Source organism: Hydrogenophaga sp. SL48 (genome assembly GCF_021729865.1).
Taxonomy (GTDB): domain Bacteria; phylum Pseudomonadota; class Gammaproteobacteria; order Burkholderiales; family Burkholderiaceae_C; genus Hydrogenophaga.
Genome location: NZ_CP063400.1, coordinates 1708702 through 1729523 on the forward strand (window position 1 = coordinate 1708702; position 20822 = coordinate 1729523).

Here is a 20822-nt window from a genome sequence, read left to right on the forward strand (position 1 = left end):
CGTGCCGAATGTGGCGTGTTGCCTTGAGAGCTCGCCCGATTGTATGAAAACGATTCAAAAGTCTGTTTTGCTCTGGCACAGCGCGCACGAAATGTTCGCGCTGGTGACCGATGTACATCACTACCCGCAGTTTTTGCCGTGGTGCGATCACAGCGAGGTGGTCGAAAGCGACGCTGCCGGCATGGTGGCCAAAGTGGGCATGTCCATCAGCGGCCTTCGTCAGAGCTTCACCACGCGCAACACCCATGTCGACGACCGCCAGGTGCAGATGGAACTGGTGGATGGGCCCTTTTCCCACCTCGAAGGGGTTTGGGACTTCACCCCGCTGGGGGATGGCACGCAACGGGCCTGCAAGGTGGAGTTTCGCCTGACCTACGGCTTTTCCAGTCAAGCACTCGCGACGCTGGTCGGCCCTGTTTTCGATCGCATCGCGGGTAGCCTGGTGGACGCTTTCGTCAAGCGGGCCGACCAGGTGTACGGCGCATGATGGACGTCGTGCTGGTGTTCGCTTCCGCAGTGCGCGAGGTGCACGAAACGCATCTGGCGGTGCCAGAGGGCACGACGCTCAAGGACGCCCTACATCTGGCGGGGTGGCTGGAGCGCTTTCCCGCCATCGAGCAAACGCCGTTGACGGTCGGCATCTGGGGCCGGAAAGCCTCCAGAAGTACCCTGTTGAGACAGGGTGACCGGGTCGAGATCTACCGGGAACTGCGTGTGGACCCGAAAGTGGCTCGCCGTGAACGCTTTGTGGGCCAAGGCTCCCGGGGAGCGGGCTTGTTTGCCCAGCGCCGCCCAGGGTCCAAAGCCGGCTATTGAACGGTCGGTTGCTGGCCCGCTGCCTGGGGCATCGGGCCGCAGTCGGAGCGGATGATCTCTTCCAGCCGCTTGGCTTCAGCACCTCGGGTCTTGTCGTCCATGATTTCGCGCTCGCCCTTGGCGTTGGTGGTCGCGATGCGGACCCCGGAGTCGAACGTGGTCTTGGCACGTTTGGCGCGCTCACAGTTCTCTGCACGTGCCTTGGCCAACTTTTCGGTCTCGGCTTTTTTCTTGGCTTGAGCGGCTTCTTCTGCCTGCTTCTCGGCTTGCTTTTTCTTGGCTTCGAGCTGTTCGTCCCGGCCCGTCACCTTGGGCGCAGGTGCAGCAGCGGGCGCACCGGCTGCCGCGTCTGAGGCGGGTTCCGACGTCTTGACCTCGGTTCGTGCGCCCGGCCTCTTGAGGATGTTCTTGTCGGGGATGCTGGGAGGAGGCGCCGTGTCACTGAACACTTTGGCACCAGAGCCGTCAATCCATTGCCATTGAGCATGCGCCCCACCGCTGGACAGGAAGGTCAGCAGGGCAAATGCGGCCGGGCGCCAGAGTGAGAGAGGTGTATGACGATGAGACATCGGGTCAGTTTACCCGTTGACCACCTCCAGCGCATCCATGTCGTGCTCCCTGGCGGTGAACAAGTTGTGTTTTGTGCAAATGAAAGCCTCACCCCGACGGGCCCATGAGGCTGGTTGGCCCCGGGTACAATCGGATTTTTGGAGCTTTACCCCATGCGCCTACTCGGCAAAGCGCTCACCTTCGACGATGTTTTGTTGGTGCCAGCGTACTCCCAGGTCCTTCCCAAGGACACCTCCCTCGCCACCCAGTTCTCCCGCAACATCAAGCTGAACCTGCCCCTGGTTTCGGCCGCGATGGACACCGTGACCGAAGCACGGCTGGCGATCGCCATTGCCCAGGAAGGCGGCATCGGCATCATCCACAAGAACCTCACGGCGCAGGAGCAGGCCGCCCACGTGGCCAAGGTCAAACGCTACGAATCGGGGGTGTTGCGCGACCCCGTGGTGATCACACCCCAGACCACCATCCGTCAGGTGATGAAGCTGTCCGATGACCTCGGTATCTCCGGCTTCCCGGTGGTCGAGGCGGGCCGGGTGGTCGGTATCGTCACCGGCCGCGACCTGCGCTTCGAAACCCGCTACGACCTGCCGGTCAGCGAAATCATGACGCCGCGCGAGCGCCTGATCACCATGCCCGACGGCACCACGCCGGCCGAGGCCAAGACCCTGCTCAACAAGCACAAGCTCGAACGTCTGCTGCTCGTGAACGACGCCTTTGAACTCAAGGGCCTGATCACGGTGAAGGACATCACCAAACAGCTCAATTTCCCCAATGCTGCGCGCGATGCCGCCGGCCGCTTGCGCGTGGGCGCTGCGGTGGGGGTGGGTGAGGGTACCGAAGAGCGAGTGGAAGCGCTGGTGAAGGCCGGGGTGGATGCCATCGTGGTGGACACGGCCCACGGCCACAGCAAGGGCGTGATCGATCGCGTGCGCTGGGTCAAGCAGAACTACCCTCAGGTGGACGTGATCGGCGGCAACATCGCCACCGGCAGCGCCGCCTTGGCGCTGGTCGAGGCGGGTGCGGACGGCGTGAAGGTTGGCATTGGCCCGGGCTCGATCTGCACCACGCGCATCGTCGCCGGTGTGGGCGTGCCGCAGATCATGGCCATCGACAACGTGGCCACCGCGCTGCAGACCACCGGCGTGCCCATGATCGCCGACGGCGGCATCCGCTACAGCGGCGACATCGCCAAGGCGATTGCCGCTGGCGCCAACACCGTGATGATGGGCGGCATGTTCGCAGGCACCGAAGAGGCGCCGGGCGAGATCGTGCTGTACCAGGGCCGCAGCTACAAGAGCTATCGCGGTATGGGCTCCATCGGTGCCATGCAGCAGGGCAGTGCCGACCGCTACTTCCAGGAAAGCAGCACCGGCAACCCCAACGCCGACAAGCTGGTGCCCGAAGGCATCGAAGGCCGTGTGCCTTACAAGGGTTCGGTCGTGTCGATCATCTTCCAGATGGCCGGCGGCATCCGTGCCTCCATGGGCTACTGCGGTTGCCCGACCATCGAGCACATGCGTGCCAAGGCGGAGTTTGTCGAGATCACCTCGGCGGGCATCCGCGAAAGCCATGTGCACGACGTGCAGATCACCAAAGAGGCGCCCAACTACCGGGCGGAATAAGCGCCCATGCGCCAGTGGCCGTCCAGATGGACGGCCTTTTTGCTTTCTGAACAGCCCAGCCACACCACGCCATGCAACACCAGAAAATCCTCATTCTCGATTTCGGTTCCCAGGTCACCCAGCTCATCGCCCGCCGCGTGCGCGAGGCCCATGTGTACTGCGAAGTCCATCCCTGCGACGTGAGCAGTGACTGGGTGCGCGAGTTCGCTGCCGACGGCCAGCTCAAGGGTGTGATCCTTTCAGGCAGCCACGCCAGCGTCTACGAGGTGGACGACAAGGCACCCGACGCCGTGTTCGAGCTGGGCGTGCCCGTGCTGGGCATCTGCTACGGCATGCAGACCATGGCGCAGCAGCTGGGCGGCAAGGTCGAGGCCGGCAAGACGCGCGAATTTGGTTACGCCGAAGTGCGCGCCCGTGGCCATACGCCCTTGCTCAAGGACATCGCCGACTTCCACACGCCAGAAGGCCACGGCATGCTCAAGGTCTGGATGAGCCACGGCGACAAGGTCACCGAAATGCCGCCCGGCTTCAAGCTCATGGCCAGCACTGACAGCTGCCCCATCGCCGGCATGGCCGACGAGGCGCGTGGCTACTACGCGGTGCAGTTCCACCCTGAGGTGACACACACAGTGCAGGGCAGGGCGCTGCTGGAGCGCTTCGTGCTGGAGATCTGCGGCACGCGGGCCGACTGGGTGATGCGCGACCACATCGAAGAGGCGGTGCAGAAGATCCGCGACCAAGTGGGCGATGAAGAGGTCATCCTCGGCCTGTCGGGCGGCGTCGATTCGTCGGTGGCCGCGGCCCTGATCCACCGCGCCATCGGCGATCAGCTCACCTGTGTCTTCGTGGACCACGGCCTGCTGCGCCTGAACGAGGGCGACATGGTGATGGACATGTTTGTCGGCAAGCTGCACGCCAAGGTGATCCGTGTCGATGCGGCCGACCAGTTCCTCGGCCACCTCGCCGGTGTGAGCGACCCGGAAGCCAAACGCAAGATCATCGGGCGTGAATTCGTCGAGGTCTTCAAGGCCGAAGCCGCCAAACTCATTTCAAGTGGTGCATCAACAAAAGGTGCCAAGTGGTTGGCACAAGGGACTATTTATCCGGACGTGATTGAGTCCGGTGGCGCCAAGAGCAAGAAGGCCGTGACCATCAAGAGCCACCACAACGTGGGCGGCCTGCCGGAGCAACTGGGCCTGAAACTGCTGGAGCCGCTGCGCGATCTGTTCAAAGACGAGGTTCGCGAACTCGGCGTGGCGCTCGGCCTGCCGCACGACATGGTGTACCGCCATCCGTTCCCGGGCCCGGGCCTGGGTGTGCGCATCCTGGGTGAGGTCAAGAAGGAATACGCCGACCTGCTGCGCCGGGCCGATGCGATCTTCATCGAAGAGCTGCGCTCCACCATCGACCACCCCAGCGGCAAGAGCTGGTACGACCTGACCAGCCAGGCATTTACCGTGTTCCTGCCGGTGAAGAGCGTGGGCGTGATGGGCGACGGCCGCACCTACGACTACGTGGTGGCGCTGCGCGCGGTGCAGACCAGCGACTTCATGACCGCCGACTGGGCCGAGCTGCCGTACGCGCTGCTCAAGAAGGTCAGCAGCCGCATCATCAACGAGGTGCGAGGCATCAATCGCGTGACCTACGACGTGAGCAGCAAGCCGCCAGCGACCATCGAGTGGGAATGAGAGCGCCTGCGCGAAGGACCATATGGCGGTCGTAGCCGCCTCATGGCCTCGAGTTCGTGCTCGGCTTCGCCTGGGGCTGGCCCACTTTGGCGATGCCAGCGCCTTATCCAGCCAAGGGCACCCCGAACAGCTGCAGCGCCGAGCCGTGCAGTGATCTGATCAAGTCCAGTGGGTCGACAGCTTCAGCCACCGCGAGCGCGCCACTGCGCCGGTACGAGGGCGCCAGCAGGCGCAGAGCGACCTCGGTCACGATGGGTGCTGTGACGGCGTAGATGTCCTGCCCTCGCACGCCCACCGTCTTGGTCCGGCCGTTCTGCACAAGGCGGACCACCAGCTCGAATCGCTGCGCCGAACGCCCGAGGTCGTCCGTTGCCGTCGGCGGGGGCGTAGAGACATCACGGATGTCGGCCAGGGCCGAGCGGTTCAGCAATGAGCGGACCTCTCGGACCTTGAGGTGATGGGCCAGTGTGATGACTTCGCTGAAAGGCATGTCGATCATGGCCTGCTGGCCCAGTGGCTTGGAGAAGACCCAGTCCGGTAGCTCGGCCGAGGGCTGCAACGGCACCAGGTGCCCATCCTTCACGACCAGCCGCGGCGCCTTGTTGCGCTCGCCAGTCTTGCGTGTCCCTTCGGTGGGCCACCAACGGTCTAGCGCGATCGCGACCGTGATCTCGTCAATCTCACCCTTGGTGGCCAGTGCGCTGGCAAGAAGATCGGCAAGACCGCCGTAGAAGGCCGCTGCCGGTATCACCACCCGGCCGGCTTCGCGCGCCGGCGCATCGAGTTCGGCAAAGCTCGCCTGCGCGCTGGGCTGCTCCGCTGTCACGTCGATGTAGTGACAGCCGGCACGCAGCGCCGCGCGCGCCACCGGAAGCGCTGTGTCCAGAAAAGGGCCCGCGCAGTTGATGACCACCGCGCAGCCCGCAAAGGCCCGTTCAAGGCTGGCCAGATCGTCGAGCACGGCAACGCGCCGGAGAACGGCTGCCGGCATGGTTTGCCCGAGCCGGGCGGCGCTTCGCCCGACGGCCACCACCGAGAGCCCGCGGCGCAGCACTTCGTTGACGACAAATTGACCGGTGTGCCCTGTGGCGCCCATCACCGCGATGACAGTATGGCTGGAAATCATGGATGCTCCTTGGAATAGATACAGACCTGTCTGTTCTTTTAAGATAACAGACAGGTCTGTAGCATGTCAAGAATGCGCACACCAGTTGTTCCCTCCCCATCGCAAGACACATCGCCTTCGGCCCATTCGGGCAAGACATCGAAACCCCGGGCCAAGCCGCTGCTCCACCCCTTGGGCGCTGAGCAGGCCGAGCCAGCGCCCGACGTCCGGGCGCGCATCCTTGACACCGCTTCCCGGCTGTTTTATGAGCGAGGCGTGCGCGCGGTCGGCGTCGATCTGGTGGTGCTGGAGGCCGCGGTGGCCAAAACCAGTCTTTACCGCCATTTCCCCACCAAAGATGACCTCATCGTCGCGTTCCTTGAGCGGGAGGACCTTGAGTTCTGGGGGCACTGGGACAGCGTGGCCGAGCAGTTTCCCAACGATCCCGCCGGCGAGTTGGACGCCCACATGCGCTGGATCGGTGAACGCCTGGCCCGCTCGAACTACCGCGGCTGTCCCCAGATCAACGTTGCCGCCGAGTTCGCCGAGCAGGACCACCCCGCTCGCCGGGTGTCGTTGCGACACATGCATGCACTTCGGGGGCGCCTGCTGAGGATCGCCCAGCGGATGGACGTCGCCCAGCCAGACCAACTTGCCGCACAACTCGCGGTGCTCGTGAACGGCGCCTTTGTCAGCTCGGGTCTGCTCGGCCCCGACGAAGCCACCGGTGTGCTGAGAGCGGCGGTGAAGGCTTTGCTCGCCGCTGCGCGGACCGGCCAAGGGCCGCTGCCGCCATGAGTGGGGTGGGCTGGCAAAGCCCGGCTGTCTAACGAAGGGCGTTGTGCAGACTGATGGCAATACTGTACATAACAACAGCATTGATGCAGAATGCCGCCATGTAAACGCAACCCAAGGAGGTGCTGCATGGGTATCCGCCACGATCTCTATGTCATGGTGCTTGTGCCGCATGACGTCGCCCAACAGATCGGGTGCCTTCAACGGCAGCTGAAAGCCTCGCACCCAGGCCTGTCCAAACCCATGGACCCGGACCGCCTGCACTCAACGCTGATTCCGCTGGGGTCCTACGAGCAGCGCATTCCGCTTGAGGTCTTGCAGGTGGCCCGAAAGACCGGCGCCTTGCTCGATGAGATGCCGTTCAGGGTCAGTTTTGACACGTTGCAGTCCCGTGGTCCGCAGCGCGAGTTCGGAACGGTGGAGCTGGCGGGGCATGACAGCGGGGTACAGCCCCTGCGCCGTCTGCGCCGGCAAGTGGTGGGTGCTCTGCAACAAGCTGGCTGGCCTCCAGCGTGGATCCGGCACAACTATTACCCACACATCACCGTGGATTACCGCCATGAGCCGGTTGGCGTGCGTCGCATCCAGCCCTTGACTTGGGCAGTGACCGAGGTCCAACTGATCGACAGCCACTACGGCGAAGGTCGCCATGAGGTGCTGGCGCGCTGGCCGCTGCAGAATCGGCAGCCGTCGCTGTTCGACTGAGCGATGCCGCAGGCGAGTGCGGGACAATGGCGCCATGAACGACGCCGACTACATGGGCCTTGCACTCCAGGAAGCGCGTGCCGCCGCCATGGCCGGCGAAGTGCCGGTCGGGGCCGTGGTCGTTCATCACGGCCGGGTGGTCGGTGTCGGCCGCAATGCGCCGATCAGCGCGCTCGATCCCACCGCCCACGCGGAGATCGTCGCCTTGCGCGCGGCGGCCCAGGCCCTGGGCAACTACCGCCTGGACGACTGCGAGCTGTTCGTGACGCTGGAGCCTTGCGTCATGTGCAGCGGTGCCATGTTGCATTCGCGGTTGCGGCGGGTCGTGTTCGGCGCACCCGATCCCAAGACCGGCGCCGCTGGCTCGGTGCTCCACCTGTTTGACGAAGCACGGCTGAATCACCAGACCACCGTGCAAGGTGGTGTGCGGGCCGAGGAGTGCGGGGCGCTGCTCAGTGGCTTCTTCCGGGACCGGCGCGAGGCGCAGAGGCGCGAGAGCCACCCGCTGCGCGACGATGCCTTGCGCACGCCCGAGGAACGCTTCAGCGGTCTGCCGGGCTACCCCTGGGCCCCCCACTACCTCAGCGACCTGCCGTCGCTCGCCGGGCTGCGTTTGCACCACATCGATGAGGGGCCCGCCGATGCGCCCCGCACCTGGCTTTGCCTGCACGGCAACCCGGCCTGGAGCTACCTCTATCGCAAGATGATTCCGTTGTTCACGGCCGCCGGTGACCGGGTGGTCGCGCCGGACCTGATCGGTTTCGGCAAAAGCGACAAACCCAAGAAAGATGGTTTCCATGGCTTTGACTGGCATCGGCGGGTGCTGCTGGAGTTCGTCGAACGCCTGGACCTGAAGAATGTGGTGCTCGTGGTTCAGGATTGGGGGGGCTTGCTCGGTCTGACCCTGCCCATGGCCGCACCCGATCGCTACGACGGCCTGTTGGTGATGAACACCACCCTGGCCACCGGGGACACGCCGTTGTCGCCCGGTTTTCTGGCGTGGCGCGAGATGTGTGCCAAACAACCCGAGTTCGATGTGGCCCGCCTGTTCGCGCGCGGCAACGGGCACATGAGCGCTGCCGAATGTGCCGCCTACAGCGCGCCGTTCCCGGACCGCGGTCATCGCGCCGCCTTGCGTGCCTTCCCGGCCATGGTGCCCGAACAGCCCGCCGACGAGGGGGCGGCGGTGTCGCGAGAGGCGCGGCATTTCTGGCGCGACCAATGGATGGGTCAGACCCTGATGGCGATTGGCCAGCGGGACCCGGTGCTGGGTGAAACGGTGATGCGTGCACTGCAGCGCGACATTCGCGGGTGCGGCGAACCTTTGCTCCTGCCTGAAGCGGGACATTTTGTGCAGGAACACGGCGAACGCATTGCACGCGAAGCCTGTACGTTTTTTGCGCGATGATCCAGCCCATCGCTTTTCAAGTCACTCCATGAGCCACATCTACATTTACTCCCCCTCCAGCGCCGTGCGCGACAAAGCGGCCTTCCGCCGTGGCGTGGCCCGGCTCAAGACCCTGGGCCATGAGGTGGAGATCGACGAGGCCGCGCTGAGCAGCCACATGCGTTTTGCTGGCGACGACGCCACCCGCCTGGCTGCCATTACCCGAGCAGCCGCCAGCGGGGCAGACGTGGCGCTGATCTCGCGTGGCGGTTACGGCCTGACACGCATCCTCCCCGGACTGCCCTACAAGAAAATCGCACAAGCCATCGAGCGCGGTACCCGGTTTGTCGGTCTGAGCGACTTCACCGCCTTGCAGTGCGCGTTGCTGGCCAAGACCGGTGCGGTCACCTGGGCAGGGCCGGCGCTGGGCGAAGACTTCGGCACTGAAGAGACGCCGGACGACATCATGGAAGCCTGTTTCGACGACCTGGTTTGCGGGCAAGGAGAGGGCAGTGGCTGGCAACTGCCGAGATCCGATCTTCCGGCGCTGTCAGCCCGGCAGAAGAATCCATCCGCGGAGGGGCCTGAACTGAGGGTGCGCAACGCCACGCTCTGGGGCGGGAACCTCACGGTGCTCTGTGCATTGGTGGGCACTCCCTGGTTGCCCCAGGTCAAGGGCGGCGTGCTGTTTCTGGAGGACGTCAACGAACACCCGTATCGCATCGAGCGGCAACTGACCCAGTTGCTGCTGGCCGGGGTGCTTGATCAGCAGAAGGCCGTGGTGCTGGGCGCTTTCAACCGCTTCAAGCTGGTGCCTCACGACAAGGGCTTCAAGTTGCAAACGGTGGTGGACTGGCTGCGAACGCAGACCCGAACCCCGGTGCTCACGGGTCTCCCATTTGGCCACGTCGCCACCAAGGTGGTGTTGCCCGTGGGGCAGAAAGTTGAGCTGATGGTGCAGGGCAGGGATGCCCTCTTGTATTGGGGTTGAGGCTTCAGCGCCCCATGCGGTGTGATTCCATCAGGCTTTTGGGAATCAGCCCTTCAAACACAGGCGTCAGTCCCCTCAAAGCGTCCCCCGCTTTGGCTTCGCCGTGCAAGCTGCTGAGCACGGCCATCATCTCGGAACGGGCGAACCACAGCGCGTGTGCGTCGTGAACGTACAGCAACCGGTGCTTGAGGCGCGGGTTCATTTCAGCCCCCTCGGTTCCCAGCGTGGCCAACATGGCCTGCCGAACCGGTTCCAGCGATTCTGGTGAGTGCTTGCGCACCTCCGTGCCCAGCAGAGCGGAGATGCTGTGGCGTAAAGCGGGCTTGATCCAGCGCATTTTGAAACCCTCAACGACGTTTTGTCTATGCACGCAGAATACGCCCTGACGCGGGCTGCACGCAAGGCGCTGAACCTGGGTAAAGTCAAGAAAACAACAGGCAAATCAAGCGTTTAACAAGAGTGTTTAAGATAGTGCCTGCAGTGATTGAGTACCTTGGAGATACATTCCGACACGCATGACGTGCACCGGGTGGTGGCGGTAAGTCCTTTGAACGTAATGTTTCGACGTGGCTGAATTGACTGTGAAACCACGGGAAATTTCACGCTTTGCTGCTCGAAAGTGTGTGATAAACCACACAATCGTGTGTCGCGAACGGCAGCCATTTTTGTATCGAATGAGCCTGTTTCACCGCATGTTCCCAACACGGAAGACCTGACTGACCCCCATGGCCGAACTGACGATTGCCTTTGTGGACCTGACCGGGAGCGTGTCTGTATTTGAAACACTGGGCAACGACCGTGCCGCCAAGGCCGTCACCAAACTCACCCAGTGGATCGGTGCCGTGGGTCTTGAGCACAACGGCAAGGTGGTCAAGATGCTGGGCGACGGTGTCTTGCTGTCGTTCACCAACAACCGGCTCGCGGTGGAGTGCATGAGCCTGATCCAGCAAGAGCATGCGCAGCGGGTGGCGCAGTGGCCGAACCGGCTCAAGCTCATGATGCAGATCGGCATGGCCCGCGGGCAAGTCGTGCAGGTGGACGGCGACTGTTTCGGCGATGCGGTGAACGTGGCCTCACGTCTCAGCGACCTGGCGGGTCCGGAGCAGATACTGGTCAACGAAACCGTGATCCGCAAGCTCGGCAAAGGCCCGAACGTTCGCAGCCGCAGCCTGGGGCCCATCCGTATCAAGGGGCGGGTCGAACCGGCGGAGGTGTTCCGCATCGAGTGGCAGACCGAAATGCTGTCGGAGTTTCTGACGCTCCCAGCCGACCTGCACGCCTTGCGCAAGACCGCCGAGTCGGTGTTCGGTGGCATTGAACTGGGCTGGCTGGACGCCAGCCAGTCGTTCAATCTCACCGACCTCCCGTTGAAAATCGGCCGCGTGCCCGAAGCGAGTTTCGTGGTCAACGACCCCCGCGTGTCCCGCCTGCACGCGAGCATTGACATCCGGTCTGGCAACTACCTGCTGGAAGACACCAGCAGCTACGGCACCTGGGTGCGCTTCGCTGGCGGCGAGAACACGATCGCTCTTCGCCGGCAGGAATGCCTGCTGCACAGCGACGGCGAGTTCGCCATGGGCGCCCCTTTCACCGACATCAGCGCCCCCACCGTCAGCTTCCGGCTGGTTGACGGCCAGATGGTGCTGGGCCACGGCCTGCCGCGCTCCTGAGGGATGTCGTTCGGCGGACACCGCAGCGGCGCTGTGGCATGGCACCATGCGGGCACGACAAGGAGTCCGATGTGCGCTGGTTGAAACGTTCTGCACGGTGGTTCGCTGGCTTGCTGATGCTCGCCCTGGTGGCATTTGCGCTGTATGTGTGGCGCAGCCTGCCCCAGGTCGACGGTGAATTGAAGCTGACGGGCCTGCGGGCGGCGGTGAAGGTGCAGCGTGACGCCAGCGACGTCACCCACATTCTCGCCAGCGATCCTCGCGACGCCTGGATGGGGATGGGCTATGTGCATGCGCAGGAACGCGGCTGGCAACTGGAGTTCAACCGCCGCGTCATGCGCGGCACGCTGTCTGAGGTGTTTGGCCCCTCAACGCTCGACACCGACATGCTGATGCGCACGCTGGGCATCCGCGAAGCGGCCAAGGCGCAGGTGGCCGGGGCCAGCGACGAAGCCAGGCAGGCGCTGCAGTCCTACAGCGATGGCGTGAACGCGTTTTTTGCGCACCGGAAACAGGCGTTGTCGCCCGAGTTCCAGATCCTGCGCATCGACCCACGCAAGGAGGCTGCCGAGGGACGCTATTGGGATGCCGAAGACAGTGCTGGCTGGGCGCTCATGATGGCACTGGACTTGGGCGGCAACTGGGGCAACGAGCTGGCCCGCCTGTCGGCACTGCAGGTGCTGGACACGCAGGCCCTCTGGCAACTCTTTCCCGCCTATCCGGGCGAGACACCAGCGGCCACGGCCGATCTGAGCCGCTTGTACCGGGAGCTGGGGGTGTTTCGCGCGGCACCGCTCAAGACCTCGGCGGCCAGCGATGCCAGTGCGTCGGGCTGGCACACCCAGCTCGCCTCGGGTATCCAGGAGTGGACCCGATCGCTGGGCGACATCGAAGGCAAGGGCTCGAACAACTGGGTCGTTTCCGGGGCACGCAGCGCCAGCGGCAAACCCTTGCTTGCCAACGACCCCCATCTGGGCCTGAGCGCTCCCGCGATCTGGTACTTCGCCCGGCTCCAGGCACCCGATGTGGACGGCATCAAAGGCATGGACGTCATGGGCGCGACCTTGCCCGGCACGCCTTTCGTGGTGCTCGGCCGCACCAGCGAAGTTGCCTGGGGGTTCACCAACACCGGGCCGGATGTGCAGGACCTGTACCTGGAACAACTGAACCCCACCGATCCCCAGCGCTACCGCACGCCCGCGCCTCAAGGCCAGGACGCCTGGGCCGATTTCACCCAGCGCACCGAGATCTTCAAGGTCAAGGGTCAGGCCGACGTGACCCACGTCGTGCGCCGCAGCCGCCACGGTCCGGTGCTCAGCGACATTCCCGGGCGCACGCGCAACCTCATCGACACCGATCGCTACGCGGTGGCGCTGCGCTGGACGGCGCTGGAGCCGGACAACCGCAATGTGATGGCGACGCTGGCATCGAACCGGGTGCGTTCGGTCGACGAGCTCATCACGGCGTACCGCGACTTCCATTCTCCGATGCAAAACGCCGTGATGGCCGACCGCAGCGGCCGCATCGCCTACAAGGCGGTGGGCCGCGTGCCCCTGCGCGCGGCAGACAACGACATCCGGGGTGTCGCACCCGCGCCCGGCTGGGACCCGCGTTACGACTGGACGGGCTGGCTGCCATACGAGAGCACGCCGCAAGACGACGGCAGCAAGGGCTGGATCGCCACCGCCAACCAGCGCATCCACGCACCCGACTACCCCCACTTCCTGACCCAGGACTGGGCAGCACCCTACCGGCAGGAGCGCATTGAGTCGCTGTTGAATCAGACGCCGAAACACAGCATCGAGAGTTTCCAGACCCTGCACGGCGATCAGTTGTCGGCGGCCACGGTGAAGCTGCTGCCGTTCCTGATGAATGCGCCGTCGTCCCATGCCCTGGCCGTCGCAGCCAGGGCGGAACTGGAGGCTTTCAAAGGCGAGATGCTCGCCGAGCGAGCCGCGCCGCTGATCTACAGCGTGTGGGTGGATGAGTTCGCCCGGGCGGTGATCGGTGGTCGCTTGGGCAAGGACAAGTTCGAGGGCCTCTACGGCAAAAGGCTGTTTCGCAACGCGGTGGAAGACCTGCTGCTGCGCGACGACAAGGACTGGTGCGGCGTCCAGGGGTGCATGGCGGCCAGTGGTGCGGCACTGGACAGGGCGTTGGACCGCCTTCAAGCGCAGCAAGGCAGCGACGTGAAGCGCTGGCGTTGGGGCGAGGCGCATCCCGCCATTTCGATCCACCGCCCGTTCAGCAACGTGGCCGTGCTGGCACCCTTGTTTGAGGTGCGGCGCGCCACGGGTGGCGACCCGTTCACTGTCAACGTGGGTCAGTACCACCTGGACAAGGCGGACGCGCCGCTGGCCAACCGTCACGCGGCCAGCCTGCGAACCATTTACGACCTCAGCGATCTGGAGAATTCACGGTTCATCTACCAGACCGGCCAGAGCGGCAACGTCTTTTCGAGCCGCTACCGCGACATGAGCGAGGACTGGGTCGCGGTCAGGTACCGGCCTTTGCAGATGCAACCCCAACGCTGGGCCAGCAGCCTGAGCCTGCTGCCCTGAGCGTGCTCAGGCCGTGGCGTTGAGGGTGCTGGCGCTGCTACCGCCCAAGCCGGCCAACGCCGTCTCGTTGTAGCGGCGGGTCGCGGCCTCTGCCTGGGCGCTGATCTGGGCCACGAAAGCGCTCAATTCGGCGCCGGTGATTTCTCCGTCACCATTGGCGTCCACCGAGCTCATCATGGCCTGCAGCTGATCGTCGCTCACTGCTGTCTGCGCGACGGCGGTGTGCTCGGCATCGGGGGGGGCTGCGCTGGCAACGGCGGGTGTTGCGGCGGCCACCGCAGTGGCACCCGCGGTCCCTGCGATCGGTTCGTGGATGGTGCTGACCACCGTGGTGGTCGTGGTGGTGGTCGTGCTCACCATGCTGCCCTGGGAGAGCGCGACCTCGGGGGTGATGCCAAACTCCGCCATCGAGATGCTGCCATCGGCGTCGACGTCCAGCTCGGCAAAACGCGCTTCATCGCCACGGGAATGGACGAAGGCCTGGGTGTCCGCCGGTGGGGTGAACAGCTGCTGCAGCAGCTGGCCCACCTCGCTGCCATCGAGCGAGCCGCTGCTGTCCGCGTCGAGGGAGGTGTACAGCTCTTCCGCGCCTTCACCCGCCTCGACGCCCAGTTTGCCTGCGAGCTTTTCCAGGGCGGCTTTGAATTCGGGCTGGTCAACGCCGCCGCTGCTGTCGGTGTCCATCTTCTTCAGCATCTTGTCCTGCAAGTGCGTGGACAAGGCCGAGCTGATGGACGACAGGGTCTTGGCCCAGGCGCTGGTGGATTCGACGGTGCTCATGGGGGTTCCTTTCTGGGGACTTGCCGTACAGGTGACGACACAATGGTCCGATAAAAAGAGCCCCCCCAAGCGGGGCAACAACGGGGTTGGAACCCCGCTGTTCCGGCGATTGCCGGTGCGGCCCCCCGGCTACTTGAGCTTGCCCGAGAGGAACTGCGCCAGCCGCTCGGACTTCGGGTTCACCAGCACCTCGCGCGGATTGCCCTGTTCCTCGATGCGGCCCTGGTGCAGGAACAGCAGGTGGTTGCTGACCTCGCGGGCAAAGCCCATTTCGTGGGTCACCACCACCATGGTGCGGCCCTCTTCGGCCAGGGTGCGCATCACGCGCAGCACCTCGGTCACCAGCTCCGGGTCGAGCGCGCTGGTGGGCTCGTCAAACAGCATCACCTCGGGCTCCATGGCCAGCGCGCGCGCGATCGCCACGCGCTGCTGCTGGCCGCCGGACATGTGGGCCGGGTACTTGCCTTCGACGTCTCGCAGCCCGACCTTCTCCAGGTACTTGCGGGCCGTGACCACAGCCTCTTCCTTGCCTTTGCCCAACACGTGCATGGGCGCCTCGATGACGTTCTCCAGCACGGTCAGGTGCGACCAGAGGTTGAAGTGCTGGAACACCATGGCCAGCTTGGCGCGGGCGCGCTGCAGTTGCTTGTCGTCGGCGGCCTTGAGCATGCCGTCTTTCGCGGTCACGAGCCGGAGTTCTTCGCCAGCCACGATGATGCGGCCTTGCTGCGGGCGCTCCAGCAGGTTCATGCAGCGCAGGAAGGTGGATTTGCCGGAACCCGAGGAGCCGATGATGCTGATCACATCCCCGGCCTGGGCCGTGAGCGACATGCCCTTGAGCACCTCGTGCGAGCCGTAGCTCTTGCGGATGTCGATGGCTTCGAGTTTGGTGGTCATGGCGGTGCTCTGAAAATCAGGGGCTCAGCAGGTTGCCAGAGCGGATGGGCGTGCGGCCGGCAACGCGGCAGAGTTCCAGGCCGGTGGTGGCCCAGCGCAGGTTGTGGCGCGCATACACGACGCCGGCGATCGCCGAGTGGATCGGTGTAGCCTGTCCGGACAGGGGGTCGACGACGCGTGCGAGCAACTGGCCCGCCTGCACCACGTCGCCCACGTCAGCGGCGAACACGATCACACCCGCGTGCGGGGCATGCAGGGACTCGGTGCCGGCCAGCGGCGTGGCTTCGCACAGGGGTTCGGGCAGGGCAGGGGCGGGCCCGGCCAGCACGCCGATGTGGCGCAGGTAGCCCACGATGGCCTGGCTGTCTTGCGCTGCGAGCGCATCGGACACGTCGGTCTGCCCGCGCAGTTCGACGGTGGTGCTGGCACAGGCCAGCGGCACCGGCGCTTTGTCGGCGAAATGTTCGCGCAGCCGCCACCAGGGGCCCGAGAGCGCTTCATCAAACGAGATCAATGGCCCGGAGCCCCGGGCCCAGAGCAGGGCGCGGGCCCCGAGCAGGCGCGCGAGAGGCGTCATCTGGTCCACCATGGGCTGCTCCACATACAGGTGCATCACCGCTTCGAAATCGCAGTGCAGGTCCAACACCACGTCGGCGTCGCAGGCCAGCGTCATCAGGACGTGGCGCAGGCTCTGCAGTTCGGTGGTCGGCGTCTGCGCTTTCAGCGCGCGGTGCATCGCGGCGCGGATCACCCGCTTGTTCGCGTCGGCATCAGGCCCCAGCTCGGTGGCGACCTCGTCTTTCACCAGCGCGAAAAAATCCGGGTAGTTCCGGTTGAAGTTCTCCATGCTGCCCAGTTCGAAGCGCCCCATCTGGTGGTGCATCAGGCTCTGGCTGAGGCCGATGGGGTTGCTCAACGGCACCAGCACCACTTCGCCCACCACTTCACCGCGTTGCTCCGCTGTTTCCAGCAGCGCGCGCAGGTGGTGGGCGGTCAGCATGCCTGGCAGTTCGTCGGCATGCAGACTGGCCTGCACATAGGCCTTGGGGCCGGTGCCCGGGGCGCCGAAGTGCAGGCTGGTGACCTGTCGCTGGGTACCGATCGAGGGGGAGAGAAGAGGGTGGTGAACCTGTTGCATCAGGCGAATGGAAGGTCAGTGCGTGCGGGGACGCAGGTAGGCGAGGAATCGGCGCTCCAGCAGGCGGAACACGTACACCAGCGCGAAAGTGAGAATGAAGTACAGCACCGCGACCACGATGAAGGGCTGGAACGCGAGGTAGTAGGTCTTGTAGATCGCATAGGCCGCGTTGGTCAGGTCGTACAGGGACGGCACCACGCTGGCCAGCGAAGTGGCGTGCAGCATCATCACCACCTCGTTGGAGTACCCGGGCAGGGTGCGCCGCAGGGCACTGGGCAGGACCAGCCGGAACATCATGTTCCATTTGCTGTACCCCGCCGCCTGGGCGGCTTCGATCTCGCCGGCGGGGGTCTCCTTGATCGCGCCGGCCAGCATCTCGATGGTGTAGGCGCAGGTGTTGAGCGTGAAGGCCAGCACCGCGCAGAAGAAGGGGTCTTTGAACCAGGTGAACGGCCAGTGGGTGTCCCACAAGCCTTGCACCCATTCGAGTTGGGCGATGCCGTAGTAGATGAAATAGACCTGGATCAGCAGCGGCGTGCCGCGCACGACATAGGTGAACAGCCAGACCGGTCCGTGGACCCAGCGGTTGCGCGACACGCGCATCAGCGTGAGTGGCAGGGTCAGCAGCCCCCCGGCGATCAGGCTGACCGCCAGCAACTCCATGGTGGCGACAAAACCGGTCCAGTACAGGGCCAGGTTCTCTGGCTGAAAAATGATGGCGAATTTGTCCATCAGAAGTCGCCCCGTTTCACGCCCACCGAGTAACGGGCCTCGGCCTTGCGCAGGAGGAGCAAGCTGATGGAGGAAATCAGGAGATAGAGCACACCGGCAAACGCCATGAACAGGATGGCCGCGCCCGGAATTTCGCCGCGCGCGGCCGCACCGGCCTGCTTGGCGAGGTTGGTGATGTCGGCCAGCCCGATCACAGACACCAGCGCTGTGGCTTTCAGCAGCACCAGCCAGTTGTTGGTGAAGCTGGGGAGGGCAAAGCGCACCATTTGCGGGAGCACCATGCGACGGAATGTGTAGAGGCGGCTCATGCCAAACGCCCAGCCGGCCTCCGACTGGCCCTTGGGCACGCTCATGATGGCGCCGCGAAAGGTCTCGGTCATGTACGCGCCGTACACGAAACCGATGGTCAGTACGCCGGCCACGAAGGGGTTGATCTGCGGCCCGCTGCGGTAACCCAACAGCTCCGCGATGTCATTGACCAGGATCTGCCCGCCGAAGTAAAGCAGCAGCATCCACACCAGGTCCGGGACGCCCCGGATCACGGTGGAATAGATGTCGCCGACCCAGTTGAGCCAGCGGTAGGGAGAGAGTTTGGCCGCCGCCCCGGCCAGGCCAAGAACGGCGGCGAACACCAGCGCGCCGAGCGCGACACCGAGGGTGACGAACAGGCCTTGAAGGATGTTCAGCAGGTAGGTCGTCATCGGTGCGCGCGCCGGCTCAGTGGATCAGGAACCCCAGATGTCCACGCCGGGGACGTGCTTCTCGGACAGCTCTTTCCACTTGCCGTTGTCGCGAATGGCCTTGATGCCGGCGTTCAGCGCGTCGCGCAGGGCCGTGTCTTCCTTGCGCAGGGCCACACCGGCGCCGGCGCCGAAGTACTTGGCGTCGAATTCCACCGGAATGCGGGTACCGGCGCAGCTGTAGTCCTTGCCATCGGGCGTGGACAGGAAACCGCCGTTGACCTCGACCACGTCGGCCACGGTGCCGTCCAGGCGACCCGACTTGATGTCGAGGTAGACCTGATCTTGCGCGTCGTAAGGCACGATGGTCGCACCGGCGGTCTTCAGTTCACCCATGGCGTACTTTTCCTGGGTGGAGGCTTTCAGGACACCGATCTTCTTGCCTTTGAAGTTGGCCGCTTCGGCACCCAGATTGAGCGCCGTCTTCACGACCACGCAGGACGGCGTGTTGTAGTACTTGCCCGTGAAGTCCACGGCCTGCTTGCGCTCTTCGGTGATGGACATCGACGAGATGATCACATCGTATTTCTTGGCCTGAAGACCGGGGATCATGCCGTCCCAGGCCTGTTCGACGAACACGCACTTGCTCTTGAGTTCGTCGCACAGGGCCTTGGCCACGTCCACGTCGAAGCCGGCAGGCTCGCCCGCGTCGGTCTTGTAGGTGAAGGGCTTGTAGGTCGGGTCGATGGCCACCCGCAGCTCAGGCCACGGGCTCGCGGGAGCCGGCGCAGCGGCGGGCGCTTCGGCGGTCGGCGCAGGAGCGGCTGGCGCGGGTGCAGGCGTCTCGGTCTTGCCGCAGCCGACGAGGGAAGCTGCGCCAATGAGGCTGAGCGAGAGGAACAGGTGTTTCATGTGTGTCCTTGAACAGGTTGAATGAAGGTGGCCGGATTGGACTCCTGCCGGTGGTCAACATTGTAGGTCTGGGCAGTCCAATTTCCGGATGCACCATGCTGGTGTTTCCCCGGATGCGGGGCAGTGGCCGGGATGCATATGCAACATTCGGGCCGTCCTTTTGATGTTCTTTTATTAACATAATATACATCGTGGAATATCACGGCAAAAGCGGCACCTTGCTCGGATTCAAATTGACACATTTGTTACCGCGCTAAACCCGAAGCAACTCAAGCCACGGACTGTTCATGCCGAACAGCTATGCAAGGAGCGCCGTGACGAACTTGGCATGTCGACACAGCTTCCGAGCCATTGAATGCTCCGTTTCAACCAGGAAGGTACCGCCATGATCAACATCTCCAACGGCATCGCCGCTGGTGTCGAGCTCCTGGTCTTCTGGGCCGTTGCACTGTCGCCTGTCTGGCTGTTCATGCAGCTGCTGATCTGGGCGGCGGGTCATCTGCCCACTTAAAAGCCCAGGGCTTCGCGAACCCGAACAAAGCCGGCCAAGCTACGGCAGGTTTTCGCGGAAGATCACCTGGCTTCGAGTCGTCTCCACCCCCCTGGTGGCTTCCCGACCATCCCGCAGGTTGGCAAAAATGCGCACGCAGTTCATCACGGCGCTCTGCGGGTTCTGGGTGATGACGGCGTCCATGGTGCCGTCGATCAGCATGGCACGCGTGTCGGGCGTGAGTCCGTGGCCGATGAAGACCATCCTGCGCTCGCTTCCGGCTTCTTTCAGCGCCCGGCCGATGCCCTCGGATCCGCCGCCGATGTTGTAGATGCCCGCGAGATCGGCGTGTTGCTCGAGCAGCGCGCGGGCCTGACGGTAGTTCTTCTCGGCGTCGTCCTGACCCTCGCGCACGCCCACCACCTGAACCAGGGGGAACTGCTCTTCGAACAGGTGCAGAAAGCCCGCTTCGCGCTCCTCGTGGGCACGGTAGCGCAGCGAGCCAGCGATCATCGCGACCCGGGCCTGGCCGCTCTGGGCCAGTGGTCCCATGAAACGGGCGATCAGGTAGGCGGCGGTGCGGCCCGCAGCCCGGTTGTCCAGCCCCACATAGGCCACCCGGCGCGAGCTGGACAGGTCGGAGATCAGGGTGACGGTGGGCACGCCCTGCTCTGCCAGCTGGGCCACCGCCTCTCGCACCACGGGGTGCTCCAGCGCCATGAAGGCGATGCCGTCGCAGCGCTTGCCGTGGTGCAGCAGCGCCTGTGCCAGGGCTTCGGGGTTGAAGCTCTCGATGTAGGCCGCCTGGCAGCGAACGTTGAACGGTGCCCAGTGGTCCTGTGCGTACCCGATGACGTCACCCAGCATCTGCAGGAAGCGGTTGCTGCCCTCCGGAATCAGCACCATCAGGCGCAGGGGCTGGGGTTGCAGCGCGGTGTGCAGTTCGGCCTGCGGCAGATAACCCAGTCTGCTGGCGGCCTGCAGGACCCGCGAAACGGTGGCCCGGCGCACGCCGGGACGGTGGTTCAGCACGCGGTCCACCGTGGCCGTGGAGACACCGGCCAACTGCGCGATGTCGGGAATGCGGGGGGTGGTGGGGTGTGAGGACATGGGAAATTCAATCAAAATACATCAGAATATCTGCTGGTATCTGATGTCTTGTCCGCATACTATCACTCTGCGTTCGATGCCGGAAGGCATCAGATCACATCAGTATTAACCCTAGGTTGTGGCGGCCATGACCGACCACACAGGAGACAAGACATGCCCCATCACTCCGCCTT

21 protein-coding genes are annotated in these 20822 nt (G+C 64.5%); 11 read left to right on the plus strand and 10 right to left on the minus strand.

All coding sequences use genetic code 11. The features are described 5' to 3' along the window. Positions 1-43 precede the first annotated feature (43 nt). Both IM738_RS08240 and IM738_RS08245 read left to right on the plus strand, forming a co-directional pair. Complete coding sequence (locus IM738_RS08240; protein WP_236965388.1) at positions 44-487, plus strand: type II toxin-antitoxin system RatA family toxin; 444 nt, start codon at positions 44-46, stop codon at positions 485-487. Further along, entirely contained in the window at positions 484-816 is a 333-nt protein-coding gene (locus IM738_RS08245; RefSeq protein ID WP_336886558.1) for an RnfH family protein, read from the plus strand. The genes IM738_RS08240 and IM738_RS08245 overlap by 4 nt, the downstream gene beginning before the upstream one ends. Here IM738_RS08245 and IM738_RS08250 read toward each other — a convergent pair. Continuing rightward, complete coding sequence (locus IM738_RS08250; protein ID WP_236965389.1) at positions 810-1385, minus strand: DUF4124 domain-containing protein; 576 nt, start codon at positions 1383-1385, stop codon at positions 810-812. The two genes, IM738_RS08245 and IM738_RS08250, sit on opposite strands and share 7 nt — an antisense overlap. A gap of 153 nt (positions 1386-1538) precedes the next feature. Between IM738_RS08250 and guaB the strand changes: the two genes are divergently transcribed. Together guaB and guaA are read left to right on the plus strand one after the other, a co-directional pair. Further along, on the plus strand, positions 1539-3008 hold the full coding sequence (gene guaB, locus IM738_RS08255) for an IMP dehydrogenase (RefSeq protein WP_236965390.1): 1470 nt from the start codon (positions 1539-1541) through the stop codon (positions 3006-3008). A gap of 71 nt (positions 3009-3079) precedes the next feature. After that, positions 3080-4696, plus strand: a complete 1617-nt coding sequence (gene guaA / locus IM738_RS08260; RefSeq protein WP_236965391.1) for a glutamine-hydrolyzing GMP synthase — start codon at positions 3080-3082, stop codon at positions 4694-4696. A 103-nt stretch (positions 4697-4799) separates the two neighbouring features. Here the strand turns inward: guaA and IM738_RS08265 are convergent, their stop codons facing one another. Continuing rightward, positions 4800-5822 carry a saccharopine dehydrogenase NADP-binding domain-containing protein gene (locus tag IM738_RS08265; RefSeq protein WP_236965392.1) on the minus strand — a complete coding sequence of 341 codons (1023 nt, stop codon included), beginning with the start codon at positions 5820-5822 and terminating at the stop codon, positions 4800-4802. A 171-nt stretch (positions 5823-5993) separates the two neighbouring features. Between IM738_RS08265 and IM738_RS08270 the strand changes: the two genes are divergently transcribed. From IM738_RS08270 to IM738_RS08285, 4 genes are all read left to right on the plus strand, one after another. Next, complete coding sequence (locus IM738_RS08270; protein WP_236965393.1) at positions 5994-6599, plus strand: TetR/AcrR family transcriptional regulator; 606 nt, start codon at positions 5994-5996, stop codon at positions 6597-6599. A gap of 126 nt (positions 6600-6725) precedes the next feature. Continuing rightward, entirely contained in the window at positions 6726-7301 is a 576-nt protein-coding gene (locus IM738_RS08275) for a 2'-5' RNA ligase family protein (protein WP_236965394.1), read from the plus strand. A 34-nt stretch (positions 7302-7335) separates the two neighbouring features. Next, on the plus strand, positions 7336-8709 hold the full coding sequence (tadA, locus tag IM738_RS08280) for a tRNA adenosine(34) deaminase TadA (RefSeq protein WP_236965395.1): 1374 nt from the start codon (positions 7336-7338) through the stop codon (positions 8707-8709). A gap of 28 nt (positions 8710-8737) precedes the next feature. Then, a complete protein-coding gene (locus IM738_RS08285; RefSeq protein ID WP_236965396.1) occupies positions 8738-9679 on the plus strand; it encodes an LD-carboxypeptidase in 942 nt (313 codons plus the stop codon). Between the two features lie 4 nt (positions 9680-9683). On the opposite strand, the gene IM738_RS08290 is transcribed toward IM738_RS08285, so the two are convergent. Then, on the minus strand, positions 9684-10016 hold the full coding sequence (locus IM738_RS08290; RefSeq protein ID WP_236965397.1) for a hypothetical protein: 333 nt from the start codon (positions 10014-10016) through the stop codon (positions 9684-9686). 388 nt (positions 10017-10404) lie between these two features. On the opposite strand from IM738_RS08290, the gene IM738_RS08295 reads away from it, so the two are divergent. Both IM738_RS08295 and IM738_RS08300 read left to right on the plus strand, forming a co-directional pair. Further along, positions 10405-11349 carry an adenylate/guanylate cyclase domain-containing protein gene (locus tag IM738_RS08295; RefSeq protein ID WP_236965398.1) on the plus strand — a complete coding sequence of 315 codons (945 nt, stop codon included), beginning with the start codon at positions 10405-10407 and terminating at the stop codon, positions 11347-11349. A gap of 38 nt (positions 11350-11387) precedes the next feature. Continuing rightward, entirely contained in the window at positions 11388-13910 is a 2523-nt protein-coding gene (locus IM738_RS08300) for a penicillin acylase family protein (RefSeq protein ID WP_442908496.1), read from the plus strand. Positions 13911-13916: 6 nt separating this feature from the next. On the opposite strand, the gene IM738_RS08305 is transcribed toward IM738_RS08300, so the two are convergent. From IM738_RS08305 to IM738_RS08330, 6 genes are all read right to left on the minus strand, one after another. Further along, positions 13917-14690: an EF-hand domain-containing protein gene (locus tag IM738_RS08305; protein ID WP_236965399.1), complete on the minus strand. Its 774-nt coding sequence runs from the start codon at positions 14688-14690 to the stop codon at positions 13917-13919. Positions 14691-14819: 129 nt separating this feature from the next. After that, complete coding sequence (locus IM738_RS08310; RefSeq protein WP_236965400.1) at positions 14820-15587, minus strand: ABC transporter ATP-binding protein; 768 nt, start codon at positions 15585-15587, stop codon at positions 14820-14822. A 16-nt stretch (positions 15588-15603) separates the two neighbouring features. Further along, positions 15604-16725 (minus strand): succinylglutamate desuccinylase/aspartoacylase family protein, encoded by a 1122-nt coding sequence (locus IM738_RS08315; protein ID WP_236965401.1) that lies wholly within the window; start codon positions 16723-16725, stop codon positions 15604-15606. Between the two features lie 15 nt (positions 16726-16740). Continuing rightward, a complete protein-coding gene (locus IM738_RS08320) occupies positions 16741-17457 on the minus strand; it encodes an ABC transporter permease (RefSeq protein ID WP_236965402.1) in 717 nt (238 codons plus the stop codon). After that, the gene (locus IM738_RS08325; RefSeq protein WP_236965403.1) at positions 17457-18158 is read right to left on the minus strand and encodes an ABC transporter permease; all 702 of its coding nucleotides are present in this window, start codon (positions 18156-18158) and stop codon (positions 17457-17459) included. Before IM738_RS08325 ends, IM738_RS08320 begins: the two co-directional genes overlap by 1 nt. A 24-nt stretch (positions 18159-18182) precedes the next feature. Further along, entirely contained in the window at positions 18183-19049 is an 867-nt protein-coding gene (locus IM738_RS08330; RefSeq protein WP_236965404.1) for a transporter substrate-binding domain-containing protein, read from the minus strand. Between the two features lie 385 nt (positions 19050-19434). Here IM738_RS08330 and IM738_RS25905 point away from each other — a divergent pair, with 385 nt between their 5' ends. After that, positions 19435-19560, plus strand: a complete 126-nt coding sequence (locus IM738_RS25905) for a hypothetical protein (RefSeq protein WP_272907823.1) — start codon at positions 19435-19437, stop codon at positions 19558-19560. Between the two features lie 39 nt (positions 19561-19599). Here the strand turns inward: IM738_RS25905 and IM738_RS08335 are convergent, their stop codons facing one another. Next, complete coding sequence (locus IM738_RS08335; RefSeq protein ID WP_236965405.1) at positions 19600-20649, minus strand: LacI family DNA-binding transcriptional regulator; 1050 nt, start codon at positions 20647-20649, stop codon at positions 19600-19602. Positions 20650-20822: the final 173 nt, after the last annotated feature.

What these genes read in the sequence shown, in the direction of transcription:
- IM738_RS08320 (WP_236965402.1), bottom strand. Translation starts at nt 17,457, where the DNA reads ATGGACAAATTCGCCATCATTTTTCAGCCAGAGAACCTGGCCCTGTAC.
- IM738_RS25905 (WP_272907823.1), top strand. Translation starts at nt 19,435, where the DNA reads ATGATCAACATCTCCAACGGCATCGCCGCTGGTGTCGAGCTCCTGGTC.
- IM738_RS08295 (WP_236965398.1), top strand. Translation starts at nt 10,405, where the DNA reads ATGGCCGAACTGACGATTGCCTTTGTGGACCTGACCGGGAGCGTGTCT.
- guaA (WP_236965391.1), top strand. Translation starts at nt 3,080, where the DNA reads ATGCAACACCAGAAAATCCTCATTCTCGATTTCGGTTCCCAGGTCACC.
- IM738_RS08330 (WP_236965404.1), bottom strand. Translation starts at nt 19,049, where the DNA reads ATGAAACACCTGTTCCTCTCGCTCAGCCTCATTGGCGCAGCTTCCCTC.
- IM738_RS08275 (WP_236965394.1), top strand. Translation starts at nt 6,726, where the DNA reads ATGGGTATCCGCCACGATCTCTATGTCATGGTGCTTGTGCCGCATGAC.
- IM738_RS08265 (WP_236965392.1), bottom strand. Translation starts at nt 5,822, where the DNA reads ATGATTTCCAGCCATACTGTCATCGCGGTGATGGGCGCCACAGGGCAC.
- IM738_RS08310 (WP_236965400.1), bottom strand. Translation starts at nt 15,587, where the DNA reads ATGACCACCAAACTCGAAGCCATCGACATCCGCAAGAGCTACGGCTCG.
- IM738_RS08250 (WP_236965389.1), bottom strand. Translation starts at nt 1,385, where the DNA reads ATGTCTCATCGTCATACACCTCTCTCACTCTGGCGCCCGGCCGCATTT.
- IM738_RS08325 (WP_236965403.1), bottom strand. Translation starts at nt 18,158, where the DNA reads ATGACGACCTACCTGCTGAACATCCTTCAAGGCCTGTTCGTCACCCTC.
- IM738_RS08335 (WP_236965405.1), bottom strand. Translation starts at nt 20,649, where the DNA reads ATGTCCTCACACCCCACCACCCCCCGCATTCCCGACATCGCGCAGTTG.
- IM738_RS08245 (WP_336886558.1), top strand. Translation starts at nt 484, where the DNA reads ATGATGGACGTCGTGCTGGTGTTCGCTTCCGCAGTGCGCGAGGTGCAC.
- IM738_RS08240 (WP_236965388.1), top strand. Translation starts at nt 44, where the DNA reads ATGAAAACGATTCAAAAGTCTGTTTTGCTCTGGCACAGCGCGCACGAA.
- IM738_RS08285 (WP_236965396.1), top strand. Translation starts at nt 8,738, where the DNA reads ATGAGCCACATCTACATTTACTCCCCCTCCAGCGCCGTGCGCGACAAA.
- IM738_RS08300 (WP_442908496.1), top strand. Translation starts at nt 11,388, where the DNA reads ATGGCACCATGCGGGCACGACAAGGAGTCCGATGTGCGCTGGTTGAAA.
- IM738_RS08315 (WP_236965401.1), bottom strand. Translation starts at nt 16,725, where the DNA reads ATGCAACAGGTTCACCACCCTCTTCTCTCCCCCTCGATCGGTACCCAG.
- guaB (WP_236965390.1), top strand. Translation starts at nt 1,539, where the DNA reads ATGCGCCTACTCGGCAAAGCGCTCACCTTCGACGATGTTTTGTTGGTG.
- tadA (WP_236965395.1), top strand. Translation starts at nt 7,336, where the DNA reads ATGAACGACGCCGACTACATGGGCCTTGCACTCCAGGAAGCGCGTGCC.
- IM738_RS08290 (WP_236965397.1), bottom strand. Translation starts at nt 10,016, where the DNA reads ATGCGCTGGATCAAGCCCGCTTTACGCCACAGCATCTCCGCTCTGCTG.
- IM738_RS08305 (WP_236965399.1), bottom strand. Translation starts at nt 14,690, where the DNA reads ATGAGCACCGTCGAATCCACCAGCGCCTGGGCCAAGACCCTGTCGTCC.